The following is a 15110-nucleotide window of genomic DNA, read 5'->3' as shown; positions in this document are numbered from 1 at the left end:
AGACGACGCCGTCGGCGACATCGAGTGGAACGTCTCGGCCCGATTCCAGCGTGGTCCGGGCTCATCGGCACTCGGCTGGCGCCCGGAAAAAGGGGATGCAGCGACCAGACCGAAGCCCTCGCCTTCCACCCCGGGCCAAGCGGGGGACAATCCGCAGCTGGTTCCGTTGCTGGGCGGCATCAGCGCGGCTCGGATTGGAGCAGGCCCGCCACACTGCCGGCCTGAGACGGTGGTCGCGGACAAGGCGTATTCCCATTCCTCGTCCAGGGCGGCGATGCGGGACCGGCGGGTCAGGTTTCTCAGCCCGGAACGCGATGACCAGACCGCCCGCCGCGTCGCCAAAAGCTCCCGCAGCGGGCGACCACCAGCCTTCGATGTCGAGGTCTACAAGCAGCGCAACGTGGTCGAACGCCGCTTCAACCGGCTCTGACAGTTCCGTGACCTGGCCACTCGCAACGCCAAACGCGTCGCCTACTGCCAGCCCGAACCCACCATCGCCGCCATCGTGCTTTGGCTCCGATGACCTACAGGACGACTCCCAGCCAGCTTCAAGACATCGCCCGACCCGTACCGGCTCCGGTCAGTCCCGGTCGAGCATCCCCGGACCGAACACCTCGTAGCGGATGCGGTCGGCGGGCAGGCCCCGGCGGATCAGCCCGGCGCGGATCCCGTGCATGAACGGCAGCGGGCCGCACAGGTGGGCCGTCGTGCCCGGGGACAGCGGCAGCGCGTCGACGTCCATGCGGCCGGGGCGTGAACGGTCGTCGTGGTCGTGCTCGTACCAGTACAGTTCGTCGACCTCGGCCAGGCCCATCGCGGTCTGGGCACATTCGCGGCGCAGCGCGTGGTGGGCGGGCGAGCGGTCGGCGTGGGCGAGCACGATCCGCCGGGTCGGCTGCGTACGGGCGAGGTGGTCCAGCATGGCGGCCATCGGCGTGATCCCGATGCCGGCGCTGACGAGCAGCACCGGTCCGTCGCCGGGGGCGAGCGTCGTCTCGCCCGCGGGCGGCCCGAGCAGCAGGGTCTGGTCTTCGGTGACGTGGTCGTGCAGGTGGTGGGACACCGCGCCGTCCGGTGCGCCGTCGCGGCCGCGGACCCGGCGCACGGTGATCCGCAGCGAACCCCGGCCGGGGCCGTGGGAGAGCGAGTACTGGCGAAGCTGGCGACGCCCGCCGGGCAGGTCGACCGCGACGGAGACGTACTGGCCGGGCGCGAAGTCCGGAACGGCCGCGCCGCCGTCGGGCACCAGGGTGAACGACACCGCGTCGACGGCCTCGTCGAGGCGCTTGGCCACCCGCCAGCGGCGCCAGAGGTGCTCGGGGTCGAGGTCGCCGCGCTGGTAGAGGCGGGCCTCGGCGGCGATCAGCCGGCAGGCGAGCAGCCAGTAGACCTCGTGCCACGCCGCGGCGATCTCGGGCGTGACCGCGTCGCCGAGGACGGTGCCGACGGCGGTGAGCAGGTGATGGCCGACGATCGGGTACTGCCCGGCCCTGATGCCGAGCGACACGTGCTTGTGGGCGATCCGCTCGGCGATCCGGTCGAACGGCACCGCGTCCTCGTCGAGCAGGTGCCCGGCGAAGCCGACCACGGCCGACGCCAAGGCGAGCTGCTGCCGGCCGTCGGCCTGGTTGCCCTGGTTGAACAGGTCGAGCAGGTCCGGGTGCGCGGCGAACATCGACGAGTAGAACTCACCGGTGATCTCCACGGCGTGCGCGCGGACGACGGGCAGGGTGGCGCGAACCACCGCGGCGGATGCTGGGGACAGCAAGGATTCTCCTTCTTCGAGGAAGACGACCGGGCTTCGCCGATGCGGGTGCGACCGGTCTCGTTCCCGATCCTGCCGGGGCGCGCGGGGGGTCCCCAGGGATCTTCGGGCACCAAGGTGAGGACCTTGGTCATCAAGGGGATTCGGCCGATCGGGCCAACCTCTGGGCCCAGCCGGGTCACCCCCGGAGGGAGAACCCCAGTTCACGGCCCTGGGCCCGGAGATCCTCGCGGACGTCCGGGTGCGCCACCCGGTCCACGATCTGCTGGGCCTGCTCGCTCGAGTCGTTGCCCCAGATGGTCGCGGTGCCGTGCTCGCTGACGATGAAGCTGTGCTGGAACGACGTGACCGGGCCCGCCAGCCGGGGCACGACCGTCGACACGTTCGCCTTCGGGTGCCACGACGGGAGCGCGATGACCGCCCGGCCGCCGGGGGAGTGCAACGCCCCGACCACGAAGTCGGTTTGGCCGCCGAAGCCGGAGTGGATCGAGCCGCGCACCCGGCTGGCGTTGGCCTGGGCGAACAGGTCGACCTCCAGCGCGCTGTTCACCGAGACGAGACAGCGCCGGCGGGCGATCACGGCGGGATCGTTGGTCTTCTCCGTGCGCAGCAGCCGGACGCGGGGGTTGCGGTCGATCCACCGGTACAGCTCGTCGCTGCCGAACACGAACGACGCCGTCACCGGGACGGCCGGGTCCAGTGCCCCGGCGCGGTCGAGGCCGAGGACGCCGTCGCTGAACATCTCCGACCACACCGAGAGGCCCCGGCGCCGGGTCAGCGCGGCCAGCGTCGCGTCCGGGACACCGCCGATCCCGAGCTGCAGCGTCGCGCCGTCCGGCACCAGCTCGGCCACCCTCGCGCCGATGGTCCGCGCCGCGTCGCCCAGCGGCCGGGGCTCGGGTGACAGCAGCGGCTCGTCGACCTCCAGCGCGTAGTCGATCTCGCCGATCGGCAGCACCCCGTCGCCGTAGGTGAACGGCATGTTCGGGTTGAGCTGCGCCACCACCAGGCCGCCACGGGCGCGGACGGCCTCGATCGCCGCGGGCAGCAGGTTGACCTCGGTCCCCAGCGACACCGTGCCGTCCACCGGCAGCGAGGTGTGCACCAGGACGACATCCGGCGGCAGCGACTGCTTGAGCAGCTCGGGCACCAGCGACAACCGGCACGGGAAGTACCGCAGGCCGGCCCGGTGCCGCATCCCCGGCCCCACGAAGGGGGTCTCGAGCAGCACACCCTCCCGGTCCGGCACGCCCGCCTGCGCGTTCAGGGCGAACAGCCGGTACTCCGGCAGCGCGGCGTCCAAAATGGCCAGCGCGCGCCTCGGCGTCGCGAAGTTCCCGCTGACGACCACCCGCGGCGCCGGGCCCGGCACCCCCGCCAGCATCGCGCCCAGCTGCGCCTCGGACAAGAACCGCATCAGCACCCCGTTCTCGGCCGCCGTGCCGTTTCGCGGCGGCCTCGCGTTCGTCGTCTTGGTCGATCATGCCCGAACCGCCCGGTCCCGGCAGCGATGATCATGGGGCCTGCCGGCCGCCGTCGACGTGGGTCTTTGTCCTTCTCCCGCAGGGACTTTGTGCACTGAGATGCGGCACCGGGAAGGAGAATCCTGAAGGTCGAGGGACCGTCCGCAGCCCCGAAACCCCGCAGCGGCGCCCTCGTCCAGAACGGTGGTGGTGGCCCGGGCCGCGTCCCCCTCCCCCTGCCGCCCGGCCGCCACCACCGGTTCTGCGGCCAAGCCCAGCAGCCAGGCCACGGCCTGTTCGGCGCGTTCGGCGGCGAAGCCGTCCCCGAACGGGCTGCCCGAGGCCGTCATGGCGCGGCGCGCGTCCTCGTCGGTCAGCAGGCGCGTCGCGGTGTCGGTGACCCGGCCGCGGTCGGTGCCCAGCAGCAGCGCGCAGCGGGCGTCGACGGCCGCCATCTGCTCGGTGACGTCGCGCAGCACCAGCACCGGGACGCCGAAACTGGGCGCCTCCTCCTGGATGCCGCCGGAATCGGAGATCACCAGGGTCGCGGCGGCCGCCACCTGGCAGGCCGCAACGCGTGGCGCAAAACGGACCGGCTCCTCGAAGAGGCGGCCGGCGCGGGGGTCAGCGCTCGAGGCGATCGCGGACCGGTCCGGGCACCTCACCGGGAGGCGATCGGGTCACCTCCGGGCAGGGTTTCCGCGGACGACCGGGCGGTGTAGGCGATGTCCTTCCCCGCCCGCTGCCAGAGCACGTCGGCGCAGTTCAGGCCCTCGGCGGAGAGCCGGCGCTTGAGGACCTTGAACGTCGATGTCCGCGGAAGTTCCGGGACCGTGCGCACGTACCGGGGCACCTGCTTGGGCCCGAGGTCGGGCTGGCCGGCGAGGAAACGGGCGAAGTCCGCGGGGTCCAGGGGCGTGCCGTCGGTGACGATGGCCGCCATCACCTGGTCTCCGGTCACCGGGTCGGGGACCGCGTAGACGGCCGCGTCGGTGATCGCGGGGTGCCGCAGCAGGATTCGCTCGATCGGAGCGGTGCCGAGGTTCTCCCCGTCGACGCGGAGCCAGTCGCCCAGCCGGCCGGCGAAGTAGCAGAATCCGTCGGCGTCGGCGTAGGCGAGGTCACCGGTGTGGAACCGGCCGTCGCGCAGCCGCTCCGCGTCGGCTTCGGGGTCGCGGTAGTACCCGGCGAACCAGCCGGCGCCGGTGGTGTTGACCAGTTCGCCGACGGCTTCCTCGGCGTTGACCAGGTGGCCGTCGGGATCGAACTCGGCAGGCGGGCACGGACGGCCGGTGTGCGGGTGCAGGATGCCCACGTCGCCGGCCGGCCTGCCGAGGGAGCCGGGCGGTGTGTCGTCCGTGCGGGAGAAACCCACTCCGCCCTCGGTGGAGCCGAAGGCGTCGACGACCTTGCAGCCGAAGCGCTTCTCGAACGCGGTCAGGTCGGCGCTCGCTCCTTCGTTCCCGTAGACGAGGCGCAGGGGGTTGTCCGCGTCGTCCGGGCGTGGGGGAGTGGCGACCACGTAGGACAGTGGCTTGCCCACGTAGTTGGCGTAGGTGGCGCCGAACTTCCGAACGTCGGGCAGGAAACCGGATGCGGAGAACTTGCGGCGCAGGGCGATGCCGGCGCCCGCCGCGAGCCCGACCGCCCAGCCGGCCATGATGGCGTTGGAATGGAACATCGGCATCGTGACGTAGACCGTGTCCGATGTGGACAGCCCGAAGCGCTGGGCGAGCATCGCGCCGGGAAACGCGATCTTGCCCTGGGTGCAGCGCACGGCCTTCGGGTCGCCGCTGGTGCCGGAGGTGAAGATCAGCATGAGCAGGTCGTCCGCCGACGCGGGGACGGGATCGAGTGACGCGTTCGCCGACGGCCACGATTCCAGGTCCCGCACGCCGATCCCGCCGAGGTCCAGTCCGGCCAGCAGTGGCCGGTACTTCCGTTCGGCGAGCACGAACTGGCAGTCGGCGAGCCGGATGTCCCGCGCCAGGGCCTCCCCGCGCCGGGTGGGGTTGAGCCCCACCAGCACCGCCCCGGCGAACGCGCAGGCGCCCAAGAGGACGGAGAAGGCCGGTACGTTGTCGGCCAGGATCCCGACGTGCGGCGGTTTGTCCGGGTGCAACGTCTCCCGGAGGTCGGCCGCGCGGCGGGCCGAAGCCCGGACGTGCTCGGCCCACGAACACGTCTCGTCCTCGAACCGCAGGCCCGGACGCTCGTCCTGGGCGCGCGCCAGCAGCAGCTCGGTCACGGTCGGGACGCTCATCCGCGCACCTCCAAGCACCGGCGGTCAGAAGTGAAACACGTTCTATTTCTATCACGACCGCCGCGGCAGGGTCCACAAGGCCCGCGCTCGGTGAGACCCGCTCAGCGACGGCCGGTGGCCAGGATGACGAGGAACTGGCCGCCGCCCGCCTCGACGCCGGCGGTCACCGGCATTCCCGGTACCAGCCGGGAGAACCGGTCCACCAGCCAGTCCGCCGCTTCCCGGGCGTCCTGCTCGGTCGGGCACCGGGCCACCATCTCGCGGCCCCCCTTGCGCTCCAGCCGCCCGGCCACGGTGATCAGCGGCGCGGGGTCGACCACGTGCAGGCGGTCCGGCCAGGCGATGACCACCTTGACCGCGCCCTTGCGGGTGTTGCACCCGCGGTGCGCGAGCCGCTCGGCGAGCTTGGCCTTCCGGTCGGCGGTCCGGCTGTCGACACTGGGCCCCCGCGGGTCGTTCACCGACATGCCGGGGTCGACCGGTTCGTCGCACACCCAGCAGCGCCAGCCGTCGCGCTCGGCCACGTCATCGAGGAGACTCATCCGGGCAAACTAGCCTGCCCGGCCGCCGGCCCGCGCACCGCACTCGGGCGAGCGCCCCGGCGGCACGGAACACAGGCGTTCCTCCGGGAGTTGAGCGTGGCATGAGTCAACTCGTGGATCGCACGATCGCCGCCCTCCGCTCCGAGCACGACGATCTCGCCGGCCTCGTCCGCACCTTCACCGACGACCAGCTGGCCGCCACCAGCGGTGCCACCGACTGGACCGTCGCCCAGGTCCTGTCCCACCTCGGCAGCGGCGCGGAGATCGGCCGCGCGCCGATCGCCCGGGCCGCCGGAGAGACCGTGGCCGCCGAAGACAACCAGACGATCTGGGCCCGCTGGGACGCGTCCGCGCCGCGAGTGCAGGCCGAGGGCTTCCTGGAGCACAACGGCCGCTGGCTCGAGACGGTCGAGGCGCTCACGCCGGAGCAGCGCTCGTCGCTGACCGTCGACCTCGGGTTCCTGCCGGAGCCGGTCCCGCTGGTGACCGCCCTGGGCATGCGGCTCAGCGAGGTGGCCAACCACTCGTGGGACGTGCGCGTGGCCTTCGACCCGGACGCCGCGGTGCACGCCGGGTCGGCCGAGGTGCTCGTCGACCTCCTGACCGGGCCCGTCAGTTTCATACTGGGCTTCGTCGCGAAGCCGAAGGAGCTGGCGGCCCCGGTGTCCGTCGCGGTGCCGGGGGCCGCTCTGGTGATCGACGACTCGGTCACCGTGGTGGAGGACCTCGAGGCGCCTTCGGCGACGTTCACCGGGCCGGCGGAAGCGTTCGTCCGGCTGGTCAGCGGTCGGCTGAAGGCACCGTACGACAAGGGCGTCACCGTCGAGGGCAGCATCACGCTCGACGACCTGCGCCGCGTGTTCCCCGGCTTCTGACCGGGCGGGCGGGCCCCCGGCTCGGTCGGGAGCCGGGGGCCTCGCGGCTCAACGCTCCGGGCCGCGCGGGGTCGGGGTGGCGCTGAACTGGCCCTGCCAGGTGGCCTGCGCGCCGGAGTCGCCGATGCGGTAGACGTCGTAGCACGCCGCGCCCGCGGCCACGACCGCCAGCACCGAGAGCACCACCGTGACCGCGGTCGACGCCGGGGCGAGGAAAGTGCGGCGGCGGGTGGCGACGGCGGTCGAGCCGGTGCCGGCGGCGGCCGAGTCCGGGTCGGCGGCCTGGTCGCGGAGGCTTTCACGGCGTCGCCACCACACCAGCAGGGCGAGCACGGCGACCGGGATCGCGACGAAGAGGGCGGTGTCGCCGAGCTCGGTGTGGGTGCGCACCGCCGCGGTCGAGGCGACGCGGCGTTCGAGCCATTCCCCCGCTTCGGTGGTGATCGGGACCAGGATCACCACCAGCACGGACAGGATCGCGTTCGGGCCCGCGAGCTTGGCCCGGGCGGCGGGCCAGACCGCGCTGAGCACCAGCACCAGCGCGGCGAGCGGGAGCAGGACGACGATCGCGTGCACGAGCAGGATGTGGGCGGGCAGGCCGTTGACGGTGGTCATGGTGTCCTTTGTGGAGTGCGGGTCGGGTCGTTCGGCGTCGGGGGAGCGGGGTCAGGGGGCGCGGGCGAGCGCGGCGACTTCGTAACCCGGCGCGAGCGCGGCGACCCAGCGGGCGACGTTGCCGCCACGGGCGAACGCCGCCGTGGCGAAGACGTCGGCCCACAGCAGCGTCGGGCCGGTGACCGTCACCGACAGCAGGGTACTGGGGTGGCGGCCGGTGTGCGGGTCGACGATGTGCGCGCCGCGGGCGGCCGAGCCGGACGTCGCGAGGCCGCCGGTGCGCAGGTCGAGCACGGCGAGGAACTCGTTCGGGTCCGCGGGGTTCTCGACGCCGACCCGCCACGGTGACGTGCGTGCGGAGGCGATGATGTCGCCGCCGGCGTTGAGGTAGTGGTCGTAGCCGTGCAGGCCGGCGAGGTGGGCCGCGGCGTTCTCGGTCGCCCAGCCCTTCACGAGCCCGGACGGGTCGAAGCCGCCGGGCAGCCGCCACGGGTCGAAGTAGCCGTCGGTGCGTTCCCGGGCTTGTTCGCAGAGCCCGACCACTTCGGTGACCCACGGGTGCCACCGGTCACGGGGGAGTTCGTCGCGGCGGATGGCGCTGACCTGGCTGCCGGGACGGTAGGTGCTGAACAGCTCGTCGGCGGTGCGCAGGTGCTCGAACACCGCGGCCACGGCCGGTTCGACCGCGGGGTCGGTGTCCACGCCGTGGCCGCGGAGGTGGAGGCTGGCCTGGGTGCCCATGACGGGCCGGGTCCAGGACCGGCGCTGCCGGGACGCGCTGGTCACCCGTGGGCCGCGTCGATCGCCGACTGCAGGGACTGCTGGTAGCCCTCGGACGTGTAGGTCGCCCCGCTGACCGTGTCGATCTGCGCACTCTGGGCCTGCAGTGCCTCCTGGTTGAGCTCCGGCACGGCGGCGGAGTTGATCCGGACGTCGCGGCCGCTTTCCTGGGGGTACTCGATGGCCTGGACGTCGGTGATCTTGCCGCCGCTGACGGTGATCTGGACCTGGACGGGCCCGTAGCGGGTGTCGGCGGCGCTGCCGGTGAAGGTGCCGTCCCCGCCGGTCGAGCCGGCCGAGCCGGGTGTGGCGGGGGCGGCGGGGCTCGTGGTGCGGGTCGGCTGCGTGCCGCCGCCGAGGGGGCGCCCGGTGGCGACGGGGGTCTGGTCGGTGCTGGTGCGGTAGCTGAACAGCAGCACCACGACCGAGACGGTCGCCGCGAAGACGATGGCGATCCTGCGCATCGGGAAGTCCTTTCCTACCAGCCGAATCGTTCGGAATGGACGCGATCGGCGGGGACGCCCGCGCGGCGGGCGCACGCCAGCACCGCTTCGGTCCAGGCGTCCGGGCCGCAGACGTAGACGTCGTGGTCGGCGATGTCGGGGACCAGGTGGCGCAGCACCTGGTGGTCGGGGACCGGGGCGTAGTTCGCCGGGAGCCACGACGCGCGGTCGCGGGAGCGGCGGCCGAGCAGGTAGTGGATCCTGATGCCGCGGCGCTCGGCGAGGTCCTCGAGTTCCCGCCGGAAAAGCAGGTCCGCCGGCCGGCCGGCCCGGTGGAACAGCACGGCTTCGCCGGGGCGGTGCGGCAGGTCCGCGAGCAGTGCCCGCAGCGGCGTGATCCCGATGCCGGAGGCGAACATCGCCAGCTTCCGTCCTTTTCGGACGGTTCCGGTGAGCCTGCCGTAGGGCCCCTCGAACAGGGCACGGGTCCCGGGGCGCAGCCGGGCGAGCCGGCGGCTGCCCGGCCCGAGGTCCTTGGCCGTGATGCGGAGCCGGTGTCCGTCCGGTGCCGCCGACAGGGAGAACGGCTTGCCCCGCGTCCAGCCCGGGCCGGACCGGAACCGCCAGATGAAGAACTGGCCGGCCGCCACGGGAAGGCGCTCGAGCTGCCGGCCGCGCAGGTACACCGAGACGACACCGGGGCCTTCGCGCACGACCTGGTCGACGACGAGGCGGTGCCGCGCGTTGAGCCACACCGGCAGCCCGAGCCGGAACACCAGCACCGCGCCGGCGGCCGCGCCGTAGGCGGTCCACCAGAACGCGGTCGCCACCGGCGAGGCGGTGAAGTCGGCGCCGGTCCACAGCTGGTGCGGCAGCGCGAGCCCGGCGCCGAGGTAGGCGTAGAGGTGCAGCAGGTGCCAGGACTCGTACCGCAGGCGCCGCCGCGCGGCGCGCACCGACGTCACCGCGACCATGACCAGCGCGGCGGTCCCGGCGGTCGCCAGGAGCATGCCCGCGTAGGTCGTCACGAGCAGCCAGACTTCGCCGAGCAGACCCGACCGGTCGGTCATGGCGTACCCGAGGCTGATCAGCACGACGTGCGCGGCCAGCAACGTGATCGAGGTGAACCCGGTGAGCCGGTGCCGCCGGGCCAGCTCGTCCTGCCCGTAGCTGCGTTCCACCCAGGGGATCCGGGCCATCAGCAGCACCTGCAACAGCAGGAGGTCCGCGGAAAGCAGGCCGGTGAGCCGCCCGGCGGACGTGAGGAAACCGGCGGGGGAGCCGAGGTCCTGCAGGCCGCGGCCGGACACCCACAGCGCGACCACGAACAGGACGCTCAGCCAGGCGGTCAGGCCGGCGACGTCCCGCCACCACGCGCGGACCGGGCGGGCACGCCGGTACGCGACACGGTGCGTGGCGAAGCTGGTCGACATCGGGCGCTCCCGGGGATGGTGATCCTTTCCGACCACCCTTCAGGAGCGCGGTTAGCCGTCGACGTGACGAGGGTGAGAATCCGGTAAGAGCAGATCGTCCCCGACGGTGAACCCGACCACGGCCCCGCCACCGGGCCGCGGTTCGGCGAACACCGAGCCGCCGTGGGCCAGGGCGATCTCCCGCACGATGGCCAGCCCCAGTCCCGAGCCGGGCAGGCTGCGTGCGGCGTCCGCGCGGTGGAACCGGTCGAACACGCGGACGTCGCCGATGCCGGGGCCGCGGTCCAGGACTTCGATCCGGCCGTCGCGCGCCACCACTTCGATCGCCCCGTCCGGAGCGAACTTCACGGCGTTCTCCAGCAGGTTCGACACCGCGCGGTCCAGCGCCTTGGCCTGGCCGGTCAGCATGGTTCCGTCGGTGTCGATCGCGATGGTGCGGCCGGACCGGCGGCGGACCCGGTCGGCGGCGCGCTCGACGATTTCGCCCAGCTCGACCGGTACGCGTTCTTCGGCCTCGTAACGGTGCGTGGCGAGTTCGACCAGCTCGTCGATCAGGTGCGTCAGCTCGCGGGTTTCGCCGTCGACGTCGTCGAGCAGGCGGGCGCGGGCGTCCGGGCCGAGCTCGGCGAAGCGGCGCAGGACACTGGCGTTGGTGCGGAGGCTGGTCAACGGCGTCCGCAGCTCGTGAGCAGCGTCCTGGACGAGGCGCTCCTGGTCGGCGCGGGCGTCGGCGAGGCGGCCGAGCATCCGGTCGAACGACGTCGCGAGCCGGCCCACCTCGTCGCGGCCGCCGGTCGGGACGGCGACGTCGGCGAGCCGGCCGTCGCTCACCTGCTCGGTCGCCTGGGTCAGCCGGACCAGCCGGCGGGTGATCTGGCGGGCCAGCAGCCAGCCGGCCAGGGCCGCCGCGACCAGGACGATCGCGCTGACGGCGGTGATCCGGGCAGCCAGCCCACCGAGGACGTGGCGGGACTCGTCGACGTCGATGCCGAGCTGGAGTGCGCCACCGCCACCGCCGAGCGCCACGGTGATGACCCGGTAGTCGTCCGGCTGGACGGTGAAGTCGTCGTAGCGGCGGTCGCCGAAGGCGCCCGTCGCGGCGAGCGCGCGGTCGGCGTCGTCCACGGCGAGCCGGATGGGACGGCCGCCGACGTGGCGGACGGTGCCGTCCGGGGCGATCGCCTGGGCCACCATCGGCTGGGCTTCGTCGTGGTCGTCGTCGTCGGGACCTCGGGTGACCGGGCTCGGCGCGAGCACCTGCGTGGCACCGGCGGCGACCTCCGCCGACGTCGTCAGCAGCGACCGGTCCAGCTCCGCGTTGATGCGCTCCGAGGCCGCCTGGTAGCTGAACAAGCCGACCAGGATCGCCGCCGCCGCGCCCACTCCGGCGAAGGCGATCGCGAGCTTGCTGCGCAGGTTCATGCCGGCCGCACCGAGTAGCCGACGCCGCGCACGGTGTGGATCAGCTCCGTCGCGCCCGCCTGGTCGAGCTTGCGCCGCAGGTAGCCGATGTAGACGGCGAGGTTCTTGGACTCGGAGCCGAACTCGTAGCCCCAGATCCGCTGGTAGATCGTGGTGCGGTCGAGCACGATCCCGGCGTTGCGGACCAGCAGTTCGAGCAGGTCGAACTCGGTCTTCGACAGGGTGATCTCGGTGCCGCGCCACCAGACGCGCCGGGCCGCCGGGTCGACCGCCAGCTCGCCGAGGCGCAGCGTCCGCACGGGCGCGGACCCGGCGTCGGCGGAGGTGCGGCGCAGCAGGGCCCGCAGGCGGGCGAGCAGCTCGTCGAGTTCGAACGGCTTCGGCAGGTAGTCGTCGGCGCCGGCGTCCAGCCCGGCGACCCGGTCGGCCGTTTCGACCCGGGCGGTGAGCATGAGGATCGGCGTCCGGTCGTCTTCGGCGCGCAGGACGCGGCAGACGCCGAGGCCGTCGACGCCGGGCATCATGACGTCGAGGATCAGCACGTCGAAGTCGTCTTTCCGGGCCGTGGCCAGTGCACTGACGCCGTCGGTCACCTCGGTGACGTGGTAGCCCTCGAGTTCGAGGGCCCGCACGAGCGATTCCCGGATGGCGCGGTCGTCGTCGGCGAGCAGGACACGGTGTGGCATGCCGTCATCATGCCTGTGCGTGACGGCCGCGGCGCGGAGGCGGGGCGAGGGCGGCCGGGAGCTCGGGGTTCGCGGCGCGGGCGTAAGGTGGAGGTATCGCCCCGGACCTCGGCGCATTCGTGAAGCCGGGACCCGAAGCCGGAGTCTCCAGCGCGTCCTGACTTCTCTCGCCTGCTCATCGGACCGTGCTCGCATGGCCAGGCATCGGCAAGAGGAGATCCCGTATGTCGAGAATCGATGCCGAACCCGGCGTCGCCGTCGCTGTCGCCGAACCCGGCGATCCGGCGGTGGCCGCCTGTGCGGTCTGCCCCCATCCGATCGAAGCGCACGACACGATCGCGCGCCGGTTCTGCGCGGCGACGAAGGCGGGCATGTTCAACCGCGGTTGCGTCTGCACCGGCGCCCCGGAACAAGTGGTGACCACGGTGATGCGGGTCCGGAAGTGAATGACTCCGTCATGAAGCACCGGCCATGACTTCCCTGTGGGACAGCACCGCGGGACCCGTCGTCGGCTCCCTGGCCGTGGAGCGGCGGCTGCGGGTGAAACCGCCGGGTGCGGTCAAGGGCTGCTTCGACGGTGCCTGGTGGCCACGCTCGCGGGAGCCGGTCGCGGAATTCAGCGCCCTGGTCACCGCGCTCGCCGCGGACTCGGGCCCGGTGGACCGGATCGGCTTCAACCCGGTGATGTGGGATCTGACGCCCCGGGCACTCGCACTCGAAACCGGTCTCGTGCGGCTGGCCGGGTTCTTCGGCCTGGACCGGCACACGATCGTCGTGATCGGGCCGCGCATCCGCCGGCTGACCCTGCTGGTGGTCCCGCCCGGCGCCGGCCCGGCCGCGGCGGAGCGTGCGCTGGCAGCGGCCGCCGCGCCGGACGCCGTCGGCTCCGCCGTGCTCCTCCTGACCACCAGCGGCGCCCTCGGCCCCGCCACCGGAACGGCTTGAGCGCCGCGGGCGTTCAGGCACGTCGGCCGTCCGCGGCTACCCCCTCAACGGACGACGGCGACCGGGCAGGTCGCGTGCCCGAGCAGGTCGTTGCTCGTCGACGCCGGCAGCGCACCGGCGACGGGGCCGCGGCCGCGGCTGCCGACCACGATCAGCTGGGCGCCGGGCGCGACCCCCATGAGTGCTCGCGCTGGCTCGAGGTCTTCGACGACCCGCGTCGTGATCTCCAGCTCCGGGTGCTTCCGCGACCAGTCGGCGACCAGCTCCTCGAGCTCTCGCCGGTCCTCGGCCTGCTGGTCGGCGAAGGAGGGTTCGATGCTGGGTGCACGCCGGCGGCCGGCGTGCACCACGACCAGCGGTACGCCGCGCGCGACCGCCGCGTCGACCGCGAAGTGCAGCGCCGCTTCGCTCGCCGGTGAGGAGTCCACGCCGACCACGACCGGGCCCCTCGGGTCGGCGTGGCCGCGGAAGACGACGACCGGGCACTTCGCGGCCGCGGCGACCCCGAGGGCGACCGAACCGACCAGGGCGCCCCGCAGGCCGCCGAGGCCGTGGGAGCCGAGCACGATCAGGGGCGCGGTCGCGGACTCGGCGAGCAGCAGGTCGGCCGCGAGCCCGGGCCGCACGTCGGTTTCGACCTCGAGGCCCGGTGCCGCGGTGCGGGCGATCTTCGCCGCGTGGCGCGTCCGCCGGGTCACGGCTTCGGACAGGAACCCGGACTCGTCGCCCGGTTCGGCCGCGCAGGCGTGGAACAACCGCAGGCCCGTGCCGCGCCGAGCCGCTTCCTGCGCCGCCCACCGGACCGCGCGCAGCGCCCCTTCCGAAGTATCCACCCCGACGATCACCGCGGCCCTCGCCTTTTCGGCCATCGCCGCCTCCTGCTGTCCAGCGCCGCCCGGACGGCGACGCCGTCCAGCATGCCCCCTGGCGCGTCCGCGCGTCAGAGCACGAAGACCCTTCGTCCGGTGACCAAATCCGGGAGGTGCGCCGGCGCCGCCCGGGCGTGCGGTCTCCGCCGAGCTGATCCGCGATGTCCTCAATGGACAGTCCCGGTCGGCGGCCGGTGCCGTCCGGATTGGCGGCAGCGCGCATTCGGGGCAGCGCGCATTCGGGGAAGAAGTTCAGCTGAACGATCACGGTCACCGGCGCCCGGGGGCGTTATGCTGAGGAGGACAGCGCCGAAGTGCCCAGTCCCCGCTCTTGCGACGATCGACAGCCGACGACCGGACGTCCGCACCGGGCCAGCACCGGGTCCGATGTGAGAAGAGCCGGACGGTGACGCCTGGAGCACCCCCATGAAACTCAGCGCGCTGACCACCCTCCGTGGCCAAGACCTCCCGTCGGCACCGGTGGTACCGGTCATGTCCGGCCCACGCGGGACGCCGCCGCCCCCGCCGCCCCCGTCGGGCCTGAGGCTGTCGGAGGAGACGATCGGTCACACCGCGATCCTGGCCCTGGACGGCGAGTTCGACCTGTACGCCGTGCCCGAGGTCGACCGGGCTCTCGACGTGATCCTGCGCCGGCGCCCGCAACGGCTCGTGGTGGACCTTTCGCGGGTCGGCTTCCTGAATTCGGCGGGGCTCGAAGTGCTGGTCGCCTGTCACCGGCGGGCCGGCCCGCGGACCGATCTGCGCATCGTGGCGACGACGCGGGCGACGTGGCGGCCGTTGCGGATCCTCCGGCTGCACGAAATCCTGGCCGTCCACACCTCGCGTGCGGCGGCCCTCGCCGCTCCCCTGACCGGAGATTCCCGCGCGTGGTCACCGTGATCCGCGGTTTCCGGCTTCCCCGCGCCGCCCGCCAGGACCGGCGCGCACTGTCCTGTTCGGACACGGTGGGCGCCGTCCCGGTGCGGTGACCCGTCCGGGCCGGGAGAAC

17 protein-coding genes are annotated in these 15110 nt (G+C 73.2%); 5 read left to right on the top strand and 12 right to left on the bottom strand.

Translation table 11 applies throughout. The features are described 5' to 3' along the window. Nucleotides 1-19: 19 nt before the first annotated feature. The gene (locus QRX60_RS42990; RefSeq protein WP_286003816.1) at nucleotides 20-430 is read left to right on the top strand and encodes a transposase; all 411 of its coding nucleotides are present in this window, start codon (nucleotides 20-22) and stop codon (nucleotides 428-430) included. 150 nt (nucleotides 431-580) lie between these two features. Here QRX60_RS42990 and QRX60_RS42985 read toward each other — a convergent pair whose 3' ends face one another. The 5 genes from QRX60_RS42985 to QRX60_RS42965 form a co-directional block, all read right to left on the bottom strand. Continuing rightward, a complete protein-coding gene (locus QRX60_RS42985; RefSeq protein ID WP_285997216.1) occupies nucleotides 581-1768 on the bottom strand; it encodes a globin domain-containing protein in 1188 nt (395 codons plus the stop codon). A 175-nt stretch (nucleotides 1769-1943) separates the two neighbouring features. Next, nucleotides 1944-3182: an acetyl-CoA hydrolase/transferase family protein gene (locus QRX60_RS42980; protein ID WP_285997215.1), complete on the bottom strand. Its 1239-nt coding sequence runs from the start codon at nucleotides 3180-3182 to the stop codon at nucleotides 1944-1946. Between the two features lie 63 nt (nucleotides 3183-3245). After that, on the bottom strand, nucleotides 3246-3788 hold the full coding sequence (locus QRX60_RS42975) for a UDP-N-acetylglucosamine 2-epimerase (protein ID WP_285997214.1): 543 nt from the start codon (nucleotides 3786-3788) through the stop codon (nucleotides 3246-3248). 101 nt (nucleotides 3789-3889) lie between these two features. After that, the gene (locus QRX60_RS42970) at nucleotides 3890-5491 is read right to left on the bottom strand and encodes a long-chain-fatty-acid--CoA ligase (protein ID WP_285997213.1); all 1602 of its coding nucleotides are present in this window, start codon (nucleotides 5489-5491) and stop codon (nucleotides 3890-3892) included. 101 nt (nucleotides 5492-5592) lie between these two features. Continuing rightward, nucleotides 5593-6033 carry a hypothetical protein gene (locus QRX60_RS42965; RefSeq protein ID WP_285997212.1) on the bottom strand — a complete coding sequence of 147 codons (441 nt, stop codon included), beginning with the start codon at nucleotides 6031-6033 and terminating at the stop codon, nucleotides 5593-5595. Nucleotides 6034-6134: 101 nt separating this feature from the next. Between QRX60_RS42965 and QRX60_RS42960 the strand changes: the two genes are divergently transcribed. Then, entirely contained in the window at nucleotides 6135-6908 is a 774-nt protein-coding gene (locus QRX60_RS42960; protein WP_285997211.1) for a maleylpyruvate isomerase family mycothiol-dependent enzyme, read from the top strand. Between the two features lie 48 nt (nucleotides 6909-6956). On the opposite strand, the gene QRX60_RS42955 is transcribed toward QRX60_RS42960, so the two are convergent. Genes QRX60_RS42955 through QRX60_RS42930 form a run of 6 tightly spaced genes read right to left on the bottom strand, consistent with a single transcriptional unit; the run spans nucleotide 6957 to nucleotide 12287 of the window. Continuing rightward, entirely contained in the window at nucleotides 6957-7523 is a 567-nt protein-coding gene (locus tag QRX60_RS42955; RefSeq protein ID WP_285997210.1) for a DUF2231 domain-containing protein, read from the bottom strand. Nucleotides 7524-7574: 51 nt separating this feature from the next. Then, nucleotides 7575-8309 (bottom strand): FAD:protein FMN transferase, encoded by a 735-nt coding sequence (locus QRX60_RS42950; protein ID WP_285997209.1) that lies wholly within the window; start codon nucleotides 8307-8309, stop codon nucleotides 7575-7577. Beyond that, nucleotides 8306-8767, bottom strand: a complete 462-nt coding sequence (locus QRX60_RS42945) for an FMN-binding protein (RefSeq protein WP_285997208.1) — start codon at nucleotides 8765-8767, stop codon at nucleotides 8306-8308. Before QRX60_RS42945 ends, QRX60_RS42950 begins: the two co-directional genes overlap by 4 nt. Before the next feature lie 14 nt (nucleotides 8768-8781). Further along, nucleotides 8782-10179 (bottom strand): ferredoxin reductase family protein, encoded by a 1398-nt coding sequence (locus QRX60_RS42940; protein ID WP_285997207.1) that lies wholly within the window; start codon nucleotides 10177-10179, stop codon nucleotides 8782-8784. Between the two features lie 51 nt (nucleotides 10180-10230). After that, nucleotides 10231-11601, bottom strand: coding sequence for a sensor histidine kinase (locus tag QRX60_RS42935; protein ID WP_285997206.1), 1371 nt, complete (start codon nucleotides 11599-11601; stop codon nucleotides 10231-10233). Continuing rightward, nucleotides 11598-12287 (bottom strand): response regulator transcription factor, encoded by a 690-nt coding sequence (locus QRX60_RS42930; RefSeq protein WP_285997205.1) that lies wholly within the window; start codon nucleotides 12285-12287, stop codon nucleotides 11598-11600. Before QRX60_RS42930 ends, QRX60_RS42935 begins: the two co-directional genes overlap by 4 nt. Before the next feature lie 224 nt (nucleotides 12288-12511). On the opposite strand from QRX60_RS42930, the gene QRX60_RS42925 reads away from it, so the two are divergent. Then, entirely contained in the window at nucleotides 12512-12733 is a 222-nt protein-coding gene (locus QRX60_RS42925; RefSeq protein WP_285997204.1) for an RGCVC family protein, read from the top strand. A gap of 25 nt (nucleotides 12734-12758) precedes the next feature. Next, on the top strand, nucleotides 12759-13232 hold the full coding sequence (locus tag QRX60_RS42920; protein ID WP_285997203.1) for a DUF5994 family protein: 474 nt from the start codon (nucleotides 12759-12761) through the stop codon (nucleotides 13230-13232). Nucleotides 13233-13276: 44 nt separating this feature from the next. Here the strand turns inward: QRX60_RS42920 and QRX60_RS42915 are convergent, their stop codons facing one another. Then, the gene (locus tag QRX60_RS42915) at nucleotides 13277-14101 is read right to left on the bottom strand and encodes a universal stress protein (RefSeq protein WP_285997202.1); all 825 of its coding nucleotides are present in this window, start codon (nucleotides 14099-14101) and stop codon (nucleotides 13277-13279) included. 492 nt (nucleotides 14102-14593) lie between these two features. On the opposite strand from QRX60_RS42915, the gene QRX60_RS42910 reads away from it, so the two are divergent. Continuing rightward, a complete protein-coding gene (locus QRX60_RS42910) occupies nucleotides 14594-15001 on the top strand; it encodes an STAS domain-containing protein (protein WP_285997201.1) in 408 nt (135 codons plus the stop codon). Nucleotides 15002-15110 lie beyond the last annotated feature (109 nt).

This window comes from Amycolatopsis mongoliensis (assembly GCF_030285665.1).
Lineage (GTDB): Bacteria > Actinomycetota > Actinomycetes > Mycobacteriales > Pseudonocardiaceae > Amycolatopsis > Amycolatopsis mongoliensis.
This window is presented reverse-complemented; position numbering and strand designations above follow the sequence as displayed.